The following is a 287-nucleotide window of genomic DNA, read 5'->3' on the forward strand; positions in this document are numbered from 1 at the left end:
AGCACGACGAGGGTAAGCAGCGTCGCGGAGATCAGGCCGCCGATCACCACGGTGGCGAGCGGCCGCTGCACCTCCGCGCCCGCGCTCGTCGAGAGCGCCATCGGCAGGAAGCCGAGCGCGGCGACCAGGGCGGTCATCATCACCGGCCGCAGCCGCATCTCGGCGGCGCGCGTCGCGGCCTCCTTGGCGCCAAGGCCGGTCGCCTCGAGGTCCCGGTCATGGGGGTATCCGTCATCGGGTGCGCGCGGCTTCGGCGGCGCGCTTCAAAGCGAGCACGCCGAGGGCAG

The 287-nt window shown here is 73.9% G+C and carries 1 pseudogene; it reads right to left on the bottom strand.

Features of this window, described 5'->3' with window-relative positions:
* A pseudogene (locus I53_RS31920) lies at positions 1-215 on the bottom strand (efflux RND transporter permease subunit); the annotation flags it as partial.
* Positions 216-287: the final 72 nt, after the last annotated feature.

This window comes from Methylobacterium sp. B1 (assembly GCF_000333255.1).
GTDB classification, from domain to species: Bacteria; Pseudomonadota; Alphaproteobacteria; order Rhizobiales; family Beijerinckiaceae; genus Methylobacterium; species Methylobacterium fujisawaense.